This window comes from Paraburkholderia solisilvae (genome assembly GCF_902859875.1).
Classification (GTDB): domain Bacteria; phylum Pseudomonadota; class Gammaproteobacteria; order Burkholderiales; family Burkholderiaceae; genus Paraburkholderia; species Paraburkholderia solisilvae.
In genome coordinates this window covers 15530-27670 of sequence record NZ_CADIKF010000053.1, presented here as the reverse complement: position 1 = coordinate 27670, position 12141 = coordinate 15530, and the positions used below count along the sequence as shown (strand labels likewise).

The window sequence follows — 12141 nt, the reverse complement described above, 5'->3', positions numbered from 1 at the left end:
TTATTTATTTACCGCCGAGCGTGACGAACAACGTCAGGAGACCCAACATCCCGATGATCATCGCGAACGCGTAGTGATAGATATAACCGGACTGCAGGAAGCGGATCACGCTCGCGAACCAGCCGATAAAGCGCGCGCTGCCGTTGACGATGCCATCGATCACCACGACGTCGCCTTCCTTCCACAGGCCGCGGCCGATCGCCACCGCGCCGCGTGCGAACACGACTTCGTTGATCTTGTCCATGTAGTACTTGTTGTCGAGCAGCGTGTAGATCGGCGAGAACGTCTGGCGGATCTTCGCCGGCAGTTCCGGACGCTTCATATACAGGAACCACGCGACCACCACACCGGCCAGCGACAGCCACACCGGCAGACCCGCGAACGAGTGGATGCCCATCTCGAACCAGCCGTGGAATTCCTCGGCCATTTCACGCAGTGCCGGATGGTTGTCGGCGACGTAAATCACCTTGTCGAACACCACGCCGTGCGAGAAGAAGTCGCCGTACAGCATCGGACCGATGCCGATCGCACCGATGATCACCGACGGAATCGCGAGCAGCACGAGCGGCACCCACACCACCCACGGCGTTTCGTGCGGCACATGCGGGCCGTGACCATGACCGTGATCGTCGTGACCATGGTCGTCGTGACCGTGCGCATGCGCTGCCGCTTCTTCGATGCCCATCGGCGAGTCGGGGTGCTTCGGACCGCGGAAGCGCTCTTTGCCGTGGAATACGAGGAAGTACATGCGGAACGAGTACAGCGCCGTGACGAACACGCTGGCCGTCACCGCGAAGTACGCGAAGCCCGAACCCGGCAGATGCGACAGGTGCGTCGCATCGATGATCGAATCCTTCGAGTAGAAGCCGGCGAAGAACGGCGTGCCGATCAGCGCGAGCGAGCCGATCAGCGATGTGATCCACGTGATCGGCATGTACTTCCACAGGCCGCCCATGTTGCGCATGTCCTGATCGTGGTGCATGCCGATGATCACCGAACCGGCGCCGAGGAACAGCAGCGCCTTGAAGAACGCGTGCGTCATCAGGTGGAACACGGCGACCGGGTAAGCCGATGCGCCGAGCGCGACCGTCATGTAGCCGAGCTGCGACAGCGTCGAGTACGCGACCACGCGCTTGATGTCGTTCTGCACGACGCCGAGAAAGCCCATGAAGAGCGCGGTGATCGCGCCGATCACCATCATGAACGACAGCGCGGTGTCGGACAGTTCGAAAAGCGGCGACATCCGCGTGACCATGAAGATGCCCGCGGTCACCATCGTGGCTGCGTGGATCAGCGCGGAGATCGGCGTCGGGCCTTCCATCGAATCGGGCAGCCACACGTGCAGCGGGAACTGCGCGGACTTGCCCATCGCGCCGATAAAGAGGCAAATGCAGGCGACCGTCAGCAGGCCCCAGTCGGTGCCCGGGAAGCTCAGCGACGCGAGCTCGTGGCTCTTCGCGAACACGTCGCCGTAGTTCATCGAGCCGGCATACGCGAGCAGCAGGCCGATGCCGAGCAGGAAGCCGAAGTCGCCGACGCGGTTCACGAGGAACGCCTTCAGGTTCGCGTAAATCGCGCTCGGACGCGTGTAGTAGAAACCGATCAGCAGGTACGACACGAGACCCACCGCTTCCCAGCCGAAGAACAGCTGCAGGAAGTTGTTGCTCATCACGAGCATCAGCATCGAGAACGTGAACAGCGAGATGTACGAGAAGAAGCGCTGATACCCGTCCTCCCCCGCCATGTAGCCGATCGTGTAGATGTGCACCATCAGCGACACGAAGGTCACCACGACCATCATCATCGCGGTGAGCGAATCGACGAGGAAGCCGACCTCGAACTTCAGCTTGCCGATCGTCATCCATTCGTAGATCGTCGCGTTGAAGCTCGCGCCGTTCTGCACGTCGAGGAAGACGATCGCCGACAGAACGAACGAGATCGCGACGCCGAGGATGGTGACCGAGTGCGCGCCCGCACGCCCGATCGTCTTGCCGAAGAGGCCGGCGATCAGCGAACCCGCGAGCGACGCGAGCGGGATAGCCAGTAGCAGGTTTTCGTTGAGTGTCGTTGACATGACTGCTTACCTGAAGTGAACTTCGCTGAAATTAACCTTTGAGCTGATCGAGGTCTTCGACGTTGATCGTGTCGAGGCTACGGAACAGGGTCACCAGAATCGCGAGGCCGATCGCCGCTTCGGCTGCGGCCACCGTCAGCACGAAAAACACGAAAATCTGGCCGTGTATATCGCCGAGATAGTGCGAAAACGCGACGAAATTCGTGTTCACCGCCAGCAGCATCAGTTCGATCGCCATCAGGATGATGATCACGTTGCGGCGGTTCAGGAAAATGCCGACGACGCTGATCGCAAACAGGATCGCGCCGAGCACGAGGTAATGAGCAAGGGTCAACATGTTTTTCTCCTCCTGTCCGCTCAGGCCTTGCCAGCCGGAGCCGAACCCGCTGCGGCTGCCGCGGTGGCGGTTTCCGTCGCTTCCGGGACGGGCGCGATTTCCGGCTTCATCTTCACGATACGTACACGGTCCTTGCTGCGCACCGCGACCTGATCGGAGATGCGCTGGCGTTTGCTGTCCTTCTGGTGACGCGTGGTCAGCGCGATCGCCGCGATGATCGCGACCAGCAGCACGAGGCCGGCCACTTCGAACGCGAAGATGTAATCGGTGTAGATCACCTTGCCGATCAGGCGCGTGTTCGACCAGCCCGCCGTGCCGCCTGCGCCGGCAACCGCGGCCGCGGTCGTGTCGCGCACCGGCTGCACGGTCGCGCCGTAGCCGTGCCACAGGATCAGCGCGGTCTCGACCACGATGATCGCGCCCACGATGGTGGCCATCGGCACGAAGCGTTTGAAGTCGCGCCGCAGCACGTCGAGATTGATGTCCAGCATCATCACGACGAACAGGAACAGCACCATCACCGCGCCGACGTACACGAGCACCAGCAGGATCGCGAGGAACTCGGCCTGCAGCAGCATCCAGATCGCGGCCGCGTTGAAGAACGCGAGCACGAGGAAGAGCGCGGACGACACGGGGTTGCGCGCAGTGATCACCTTCAGCCCCGACACCGTCAGGAGCAGCGCGAAGATGTAGAACAGTACGGTCGTGAATTCCATGATTACCGGTTCATCGTTAGGCCATCATCAGGCAAGGTCCCAGGGGCTTGCCGCACGCGCGCGCATTTTCGCAACGCAATCACGCGCGAAACACGCGGGCACGGCAGCCGGGGGGCTGCGCACCGCACCGCCCTGCCCGGGCGGCCGATGCGACTTCTTACTAAAGCACAGCAACTTCGTGGATCAACGATACGGTGCGTCGGCCGCCTTGTTCGCCGCGATTTCCGCTTCGTAGCGGTCGCCGACGGCCAGCAGCATGTCTTTCGTGAAGTACAGATCGCCACGCTTCTCGCCGTGATATTCGAGAATGTGCGTTTCGACGATCGAATCGACGGGGCAGCTCTCTTCGCAGAAACCGCAGAAGATGCATTTGGTCAGGTCGATGTCGTAGCGCGTCGTGCGGCGCGTATTATCCGCGCGCGTTTCCGACTCGATCGTGATGGCAAGCGCCGGGCACACCGCTTCGCACAGCTTGCAGGCGATGCAGCGCTCTTCGCCATTCTCATAGCGGCGCAGCGCGTGCAGACCGCGAAAGCGCGGTGAAATCGGCGTCTTTTCTTCCGGGAACTGCACGGTGATCTTGCGCTGGAACGTATAGCGTCCAGTCAGCGCGAGACCCTTCAGCAGTTCGGTGAGGAAGAAGGTCTTGAAGAAGTTTTGCAATGCGGTCATGGCTCATCCGCCCTTTATTTCCAGATATTCAACGGCGACATGATCCAGAATCCGACCACCACCAGCCATATCACGGTCACTGGAATGAACACCTTCCAGCCGAGACGCATGATCTGGTCATAGCGGTAGCGCGGAAACGTCGCACGCACCCAGATGAATACCGACAACAGGAGAAACACCTTGATGACGAACCAGACGATGCCCGGGATAAAGGTGAGGAAACCGAACGGCGCGTCCCAGCCGCCGAGGAACAGCACCGACGCGAGCGCCGAGATGACGATCATGTTGATGTACTCGGCGAGGAAGAACAGCGCGAACGCCATCCCCGAGTAATCGATCATGTGGCCCGCGACGATTTCCGACTCCCCTTCCACCACGTCGAACGGATGGCGGTTCGTTTCGGCGATGCCGGACACGAAGTAGACAACGAACATCGGCAACAGCGGCAGCCAGTTCCACGACAGGAAGTGGATGCCGTAGCTCGCGAATATGCCGCGCATCTGCGACTGGACGATATCGGACAGGTTCAGGCTGCCGGCCGTCATCAGCACGACGACGAGCGCAAAGCCCATCGAGATTTCGTACGACACCATCTGCGCGGCCGCGCGCATCGCGCCGAGGAACGCGTACTTCGAGTTCGATGCCCAGCCGGCGAGAATCACGCCGTACACGCCGATCGACGAGATCGCGATTGCGTACAGCAGGCCTGCGTTGATGTCGCCGAGCACCGCGCCCGCCTGGAACGGAATCACCGCCCAGACCGCGAAGGCCGGCACCACCACCATCACCGGCGCGACCAGGTAAATCCAGCGGCTCGCCTGGGTCGGCTGGATCACTTCCTTCAGCAACAGCTTGAGCACGTCGGCGATCGGCTGCAGCGAGCCGCCGGGGCCGACGCGATTCGGGCCGAGACGCACGTGCATCCAGCCGATCAGCTTGCGCTCCCAGAGGATCAGGTACGCGACGCACAGCAGGATCGCAACGGCCACCACGAGGATGCGCACCAGCGCCCACACCGTCGGCCATGCGAAGCCGAGAAGCTCATTGCCGCCCGCGTTGATCGTATCGAACAAGGTCATTTACGCCTTCTCCACCAGCAGTTCGCCGAACAGGCTGCCGAGCGCCGCACCGGCAGGCGTGGCCGCCGACACGCGGACCACCGTCTCCGCAAGATTCGCATCGCGCACGGCCGGCACCTGCACCGAACGCTCCCCCTGGCGCACGCGCACCGCGTCGCCTTCCTTGAGTCCCAGCTTGTCGAAGAGCCCCGCCGGCAGACCGATCGTGTTCGCTGCGCGCGCGGCCGCCGTCAGATGCAGCGAGCCGGCCCGGCGCACCACCGGGTCCGCATGGTAGATCGGCACGTCGGCGATCCGCTCGAACGCGCCGTTCGCGGCCTTCGCACCGCTTGCGCCATTCGCGCGCACAAGCGTCACGCCGGTCTTGTTCGACAGGCGCGAGCTCAGGTCCGCATCGCCGAGCGCCGCGGCGCGCACTTCTTCGGCGGTGTCGTAGGCGAAGCCCGGTGCGCCCAGCAAGCTGCCGAGCACGCGCAACACCTTCCACGCAGGACGCGCATCGCCAAGCGGACGCACCACGCCGTTAAAGCTCTGCACCGTGCCTTCCGCGTTGATGAACGTGCCGGCCGTTTCGGTGAACGGCGCGATCGGCAGCAGCACGTCGGCGTAGTCCGCGCCGGTTTTGAACGCGGACATCACGACGACCATGTCCGCCTGGTTCAGCGCGGCGAGCGCCTGCGCCGGGTTCGCGGTATCGAATTCCGCTTCGATGTTCATCAGCAGGTAGCCCTTGCGCGGCTGCTCGAACGCTTCACGCGCGTTCAGGCCGCCCTCGCCGGGCAGTGCGCCGACGAGGTGGGCGCCGACCGTATTCGCCGCTTCGGTCAGGAAGCCGAGCGTCGCGCCGGTCGCGTCCGCGATCCATTGCGCCGCTGCGTGAATACGCGCGAACTCCGGATGCCGGACCGCCGCGTTGCCGATCAGCACGATGCGCTTCTCGCCGGTTGCAAGCGATGCGGCAACCCGCTTCGCGGCATCCGATGCCTGCGTGCCGGCGAACGCTTCCGGCAACGCGACGCCGCGCGCTTCCGACACGGCGGCCGCGATGCCGGCCAGTTCGTCGAGCCACGCGGACGGCGCCGCGGAGATGACTTGCGCTTTCGGGATCAGCGAATTGTCGCTCGATGCCTGCAGCAGCGTGAGCTTCGCGCCGCCCTTCGACGCCTGGCGCAGACGCGCGGCCAGCAGCGGATGATCGCGGCGCAGCGACGACGCGCCGACCACGAACGCCGCGTCGATGAGCGACAGATCGGCGATCTTCACGCCGAGCCACGGCGTACCGTTGACCGGCGCCGAGAAGTCGGCCTGGCGCAAACGGAAGTCGATGTTCGGCGTACCGACCGCTTGCGCGAGCTGCTTCAGCAGGAACAGTTCTTCGACCGTGCTATGTGCGCTACCGAGTGCGGCGATCGCGTTCGCGCCATGGTCGCCCTTGATGCCGTTCAGGCCCTTCACCACATACTCGAGCGCGGTTTGCCAGTCGGTTTCGATCCACTGGCCGCCCTGCTTCAGCATCGGCCTCGTCAGGCGCTCTTCGCTGTTCAGGCCTTCATACGAGAAGCGGTCCTTGTCCGAGATCCAGCATTCGTTGATCGACTCGTTCTCGAACGGCAGCACACGCATCACGCGGTTGTTCTTCACTTGCACCACGAGATTCGCGCCGACCGAATCGTGCGGGCTCACCGACTTGCGGCGCGACAGTTCCCACGTCCGCGCGCTGTAGCGGAACGGCTTGCTGGTCAGCGCGCCGACCGGGCACAGGTCGATCATGTTGCCCGACAGTTCGGAATCGACCGTCTTGCCGACGAAGGTCGTGATTTCGGAGTGCTCGCCGCGGTTCAGCATGCCGAGTTCCATCACGCCGGCCACTTCCTGGCCGAAGCGCACGCAACGCGTGCAGTGAATGCAGCGCGTCATCTCTTCCATCGAGATCAGCGGCCCCACATTCTTGTGGAACACGACCCGCTTTTCTTCGCTATAGCGCGACGACGATTTGCCGTAACCGACCGCCAGATCCTGCAACTGGCATTCGCCGCCCTGATCGCAGATCGGGCAGTCGAGCGGGTGGTTGATCAGCAGGAATTCCATCACCGACTGCTGGGCCTTGACCGCCTTGTCCGACTTCGTATGCACGACCATGCCCTGCGACACCGGGGTCGCGCAGGCGGGCACCGCCTTCGGCATTTTCTCGACGTCGACGAGACACATCCGGCAATTGGCCGCAATCGACAGCTTCTTGTGATAGCAGAAATGCGGCACGTATGTGTCGACCTTATGCGCAGCCTGGATCACCATGCTGCCTTCAGGCACTTCGACCTTCTTGCCGTCTATTTCGAGTTCAACCATGATGGTCAATCTTCCTTAACCTGATTACCGCTCATTCGTTCGCCCCGTTCATCGCGCGCGCTGTGGGCGCGTCGCGCGATGAAACTGCACTCGATGTTTCTGCTTCTTTTATGCAGCGACTGTTTCCGATACCGCCGCCGCCCCGGCATGGCCGCCGACGAGGCAGCGCTTGTTGGCGACGTGATATTCGAACTCGTCCCAGTAGTGCTTCAGCATCCCGCGCACCGGCATCGCGGCCGCATCGCCGAGCGCGCAGATCGTGCGGCCCATGATGTTCTCTGCGACCGAGTTCAGCAGATCCAGATCTTCCTTGCGGCCCAGACCGTGCTCGATGCGATGCACGACGCGATACAGCCAGCCGGTGCCTTCGCGGCACGGCGTGCACTGGCCGCACGACTCTTCGTAATAGAAGTACGACAGGCGCAGCAGCGAACGCACCATGCAGCGCGTCTCGTCCATCACGATCACCGCGCCCGAACCGAGCATCGATCCGGCTTTCGCGATCGAATCGTAGTCCATGTCGGTATGCATCATGATGTCGCCCGGGATCACCGGCGCCGACGAGCCGCCCGGAATCACGGCCTTGATTTTCTTGCCGCCGCGCATGCCGCCGGCCAGCTCCATCAGCGTCGCGAACGGCGTGCCGAGCGGCACTTCGTAGTTGCCCGGACGCTCGACGTCGCCCGACACCGAGAAAATCTTCGTGCCGCCGTTGTTCGGCTTGCCGATTTCCAGATACGCCTGCGGGCCGACCTCGAGCAGGAACGGCACCGCCGCGAAGGTTTCGGTGTTGTTGATGGTGGTCGGCTTGCCATACACGCCGAAGCTCGCCGGGAACGGCGGCTTGAAGCGCGGCTGACCCTTCTTGCCTTCGAGCGACTCGAGCAGCGCCGTTTCCTCGCCGCAGATATACGCGCCGTAACCGTGGTGCGCATGCAGCTGGAACGAGAAGCCCGAGCCGAGGATGTTCTCGCCGAGCAGGCCCGCGCGGCGCGCCTCTTCGAGCGCCTCTTCGAAACGCAGATACTCGGCGAAGATTTCACCGTGAATGTAGTTGTAGCCGACCGTAATGCCCATCGCATACGCGCCGATCGCCATGCCTTCGATCAACGCATGCGGATTCCAGCGCAGGATGTCGCGGTCCTTGAACGTGCCCGGTTCGCCTTCGTCCGAATTGCAGACGAGGTACTTCTGCCCCGGAAACTGGCGCGGCATGAAGCTCCACTTGAGCCCGGTCGGGAAGCCCGCACCGCCGCGGCCGCGCAGACCCGATGCCTTGACGTCGGCAATCACCTGCTCCGGCGGGATTTTTTCTTCCAGGATGCGGCGCAGCTGCTTGTAGCCACCGCGCGCGACGTAATCTTCGAGATGCCAGTTCTCGCCGTTCAGGCCCGCGAGAATCAGCGGCTTGATGTGACGATCGTGTAGAGACGTCATTTCGAAAGTTCCTCGAGCAACTGGTCGATCTTCTCGCGGCTCATGAAGCTGCACATACGGTGGTTGTTCACGAGCAGCACCGGAGCGTCACCGCACGCGCCCATGCACTCGCCCTCTTTGAGCGTGAACTTGCCGTCCGCGGTGGTTTCGCCGAAATCGATACCCAGCTTCTGCTTCAGATATTCCGCGGCGCTCTCCGAGCCGCCATCCGGACCGAGCTGGCACGGCAGGTTCGTGCAGAGCGTGATCTTGTGCCTGCCGACGGGCGACGTCTCGAACATCGTGTAGAACGTCGCGACTTCCTGCACGGCGACGGCCGGCATGGCGAGATAATCCGCGACGTACTGCATCAGTTCGGGCGACAGCCAGCCATGTTCGTCTTGCGCAACGGCCAGCGCCGCCATCACGGCGGATTGTTTCTGATCGGCGGGATACTTGGTCAGCGCGCGATCGATTTCTTTCAGGCCTTCAGCTGAGATCATTTTCAGACACGACTCTTTCAATTCCTACCGAACGAAAACCCGTCGCTCACAGCATATTGCGACAGACCCGGCGTTCCTTGCTTTGCCCCTTGCCTCACGCGCGCTGGTATTGCGTTCGCGCGTGCAAGCCTCGATGAAACATGCCTAGCGATCCACTTCGCCGAACACGATATCCTGCGTGCCGATGATCGTCACGGCGTCCGCAATCATGTGGCCGCGCGCCATTTCGTCGAGCGCGGACAGGTGCGCGTAACCCGGCGCGCGAATCTTCAGGCGATACGGCTTGTTCGCGCCATCCGAAATCAGATAGATGCCGAACTCGCCCTTCGGATGCTCGACCGCCGCATACGACTCGCCCTCAGGCACATGGAAGCCTTCGGTAAAGAGCTTGAAGTGGTGAATCAGCTCTTCCATGTTCGACTTCATCCCGACGCGCGACGGCGGCGCAACCTTGTGATTGTCGACCATCACCGGGCCGGGATTCTTGCGAAGCCAGTCAATACATTGTTTGACAATGCGCGTCGACTGGCGCATTTCTTCGACGCGCACGAGATAGCGGTCGTAACAGTCGCCGTTCACGCCAACCGGAATGTCGAAATCCAGCTGATCGTAAACCTCGTAGGGCTGCTTCTTGCGCAAATCCCACTCGACGCCCGAGCCGCGCAGCATCGCGCCGGTCATGCCGAGTTGCAGCGCCCGCTCCGGGCTCACGACGCCGATGCCGACCAGACGCTGTTTCCAGATCCGGTTGTCGGTGAGCAGCGTTTCGTACTCGTCGACGCACTTCGGGAAGCGGTTGAAGAAGTCTTCGATAAAGTCGAGCAGCGAACCCTGACGGTTCTCGTTCAACCGCGAAAGCGCCTTCGCATTGCGGATTTTCGACGCCTTGTATTGCGGCATTGCGTCAGGCAGATCGCGGTAGACGCCGCCCGGACGATAGTACGCCGCGTGCATCCGTGCGCCGGACACCGCCTCGTACACGTCCATCAGGTCTTCGCGCTCGCGGAACGCATACAGAAACACCGCCATCGCGCCGACGTCGAGCGCGTGCGCGCCGATCCACATCAGGTGGTTCAGCACGCGCGTAACTTCGTCGAACAGCACGCGGATGTACTTCGCGCGAACCGGCACGTCGATGCCGAGCAGCTTTTCGATCGCGAGCACATAACCGTGTTCGTTCACCATCATCGACACGTAGTCGAGACGGTCCATATACGGCACCGATTGAATGAACGTCTTGGTTTCCGCGAGCTTTTCGGTCGCGCGGTGCAGCAGGCCGATGTGCGGATCGGCGCGCTGGATCACTTCGCCGTCGAGTTCGAGCACGAGGCGCAGCACGCCGTGCGCTGCCGGGTGCTGCGGGCCGAAGTTGAGCGTGTAGTTCTTGATCTCTGCCATGGCGCTCTCTTAATGTTTCAGACCGCCATAGTGATCCTCGCGGATCACACGCGGCGTGATTTCGCGCGGCTCGATCGTCACCGGCTGATAGACGACGCGCTTCTCTTCCGGGTCGTAACGCATTTCGACGTGGCCGGAGATCGGGAAATCCTTGCGGAACGGGTGACCGATGAAACCGTAGTCGGTCAGGATGCGGCGCAGGTCCGGGTGGCCTTCGAAGACGATGCCGTACAGGTCGAACGCTTCGCGCTCGTACCAGTTCGCGGAATTCCACACGTCGACCACCGACGGCACGATCGGCAGGTCGTCGTCCGGCGCGAACACGCGCAGGCGCACGCGCCAGTTCTTCGACACCGACAGCAGATGCAGCACCGCGGCAAAACGCGGGCCTTCGTATGCGCCGTCGCCGTACGTCTGGTAGTCGACGCCGCACAGATCGATCAGTTGTTCGAACTTGAGCGATGCGTCGTCGCGCAACTGCTTCGCCACGTCGAGGTATTCGCTCGCTTTCACGACGATCGTCAGTTCACCGACGGATTCCGTGATGCTCGACAGGCGGCCGCCAAAGGCCGCCTCGAGATTCGCTTTGAGGGTCTCGAGTTTGCTTGCCATATTGTGGGGGAGGCTCAGGCCTTATTGACGGGCGATGGTGTTGGTGCGGCGGATCTTCGCCTGCAGCTGGATCACGCCGTAGACGAGCGCCTCGGCCGTGGGCGGACAGCCCGGCACGTAGACGTCGACCGGCACGATGCGATCACAACCGCGCACCACCGAGTACGAGTAGTGGTAATAGCCCCCACCGTTCGCACACGAGCCCATCGAAATCACCCAGCGCGGCTCGGCCATCTGGTCGTACACCTTGCGCAGCGCGGGCGCCATCTTGTTGCACAGCGTGCCGGCGACGATCATCACGTCCGACTGACGCGGACTCGGACGAAACACCACGCCGAAGCGGTCGAGGTCGTAGCGGGCGGCGCCCGCATGCATCATCTCGACCGCGCAACACGCGAGACCGAACGTCATCGGCCACAGAGAACCGGTGCGCGTCCAGTTGATCAGTTTGTCAGCCGTCGTGGTGACAAACCCTTCCTTCAAGACCCCTTCGATACTCATTTGCTTTCCACTCCAGACGGGCAGCTAGCGTAGGCCGCCCTGCAAACCGGCGATTGGACCCGTCATTCCCAGTCGAGGCCGCCTTTCTTCCAGATATAGGCGAAGCCCAGCAGGAATTCGAGCAGAAAAATCATCATCGAGATGAAGCCCGGCCAGCCGATGTCACGCAGCGCGACGCCCCACGGAAACAGGAACGCGGTTTCAAGATCGAAAATGATGAACAGGATGGCGACCAGGTAGTAGCGCACGTCGAACTTCATGCGCGCATCTTCGAACGCTTCGAAGCCGCATTCGTACGGCGCGTTCTTTTCGCTATCTGGCCGGTTGGGACCGAGGATCTTGCCGATGCTGACCAGTGCTACGCCTAAACCGGTACCCACGAGGAGGAACAGCAATACGGGGAAATAGGCTGCGAGGTTCAAGACTATCCTCAATCGGTTGGTTCTGATGCCACCAGATGCCGGGAGCAGACGCCTCCCCCGACGCG

The 12141-nt window shown here is 62.4% G+C and carries 12 protein-coding genes; all 12 read right to left on the bottom strand.

The window, feature by feature from the left end:
* Positions 1 to 4: 4 nt before the first annotated feature.
* The 12 genes from nuoL to HV675_RS25780 all read right to left on the bottom strand — a co-directional run bounded on the left by nuoL (position 5) and on the right by HV675_RS25780 (position 12076).
* Positions 5 to 2074, bottom strand: a complete 2070-nt coding sequence (nuoL, locus tag HV675_RS25835) for an NADH-quinone oxidoreductase subunit L (protein WP_175114293.1) — start codon at positions 2072 to 2074, stop codon at positions 5 to 7.
* Between the two features lie 31 nt (positions 2075 to 2105).
* Positions 2106 to 2411, bottom strand: a complete 306-nt coding sequence (gene nuoK / locus HV675_RS25830; protein ID WP_028196948.1) for an NADH-quinone oxidoreductase subunit NuoK — start codon at positions 2409 to 2411, stop codon at positions 2106 to 2108.
* Positions 2412 to 2431: 20 nt separating this feature from the next.
* A complete protein-coding gene (locus HV675_RS25825; protein ID WP_175114292.1) occupies positions 2432 to 3127 on the bottom strand; it encodes an NADH-quinone oxidoreductase subunit J in 696 nt (231 codons plus the stop codon).
* A gap of 183 nt (positions 3128 to 3310) precedes the next feature.
* Positions 3311 to 3799: an NADH-quinone oxidoreductase subunit NuoI gene (nuoI, locus tag HV675_RS25820; protein ID WP_175114291.1), complete on the bottom strand. Its 489-nt coding sequence runs from the start codon at positions 3797 to 3799 to the stop codon at positions 3311 to 3313.
* A gap of 14 nt (positions 3800 to 3813) precedes the next feature.
* The gene (gene nuoH / locus HV675_RS25815) at positions 3814 to 4878 is read right to left on the bottom strand and encodes an NADH-quinone oxidoreductase subunit NuoH (protein WP_175114290.1); all 1065 of its coding nucleotides are present in this window, start codon (positions 4876 to 4878) and stop codon (positions 3814 to 3816) included.
* Positions 4879 to 7224: an NADH-quinone oxidoreductase subunit NuoG gene (nuoG, locus tag HV675_RS25810; protein ID WP_175114289.1), complete on the bottom strand. Its 2346-nt coding sequence runs from the start codon at positions 7222 to 7224 to the stop codon at positions 4879 to 4881.
* A gap of 108 nt (positions 7225 to 7332) precedes the next feature.
* Positions 7333 to 8661, bottom strand: coding sequence for an NADH-quinone oxidoreductase subunit NuoF (nuoF, locus tag HV675_RS25805; RefSeq protein WP_175114288.1), 1329 nt, complete (start codon positions 8659 to 8661; stop codon positions 7333 to 7335).
* Positions 8658 to 9143 carry an NADH-quinone oxidoreductase subunit NuoE gene (gene nuoE / locus HV675_RS25800; RefSeq protein ID WP_175114287.1) on the bottom strand — a complete coding sequence of 162 codons (486 nt, stop codon included), beginning with the start codon at positions 9141 to 9143 and terminating at the stop codon, positions 8658 to 8660. The genes nuoF and nuoE overlap by 4 nt, the downstream gene beginning before the upstream one ends.
* A gap of 144 nt (positions 9144 to 9287) precedes the next feature.
* Positions 9288 to 10541, bottom strand: coding sequence for an NADH-quinone oxidoreductase subunit D (locus tag HV675_RS25795; protein WP_175114286.1), 1254 nt, complete (start codon positions 10539 to 10541; stop codon positions 9288 to 9290).
* A 9-nt stretch (positions 10542 to 10550) separates the two neighbouring features.
* Positions 10551 to 11153, bottom strand: a complete 603-nt coding sequence (locus HV675_RS25790) for an NADH-quinone oxidoreductase subunit C (protein ID WP_175114285.1) — start codon at positions 11151 to 11153, stop codon at positions 10551 to 10553.
* 21 nt (positions 11154 to 11174) lie between these two features.
* Entirely contained in the window at positions 11175 to 11654 is a 480-nt protein-coding gene (locus tag HV675_RS25785; protein WP_006052903.1) for a NuoB/complex I 20 kDa subunit family protein, read from the bottom strand.
* Between the two features lie 62 nt (positions 11655 to 11716).
* A complete protein-coding gene (locus tag HV675_RS25780) occupies positions 11717 to 12076 on the bottom strand; it encodes an NADH-quinone oxidoreductase subunit A (RefSeq protein WP_175114284.1) in 360 nt (119 codons plus the stop codon).
* Between the last annotated feature and the right edge of the window lie 65 nt (positions 12077 to 12141).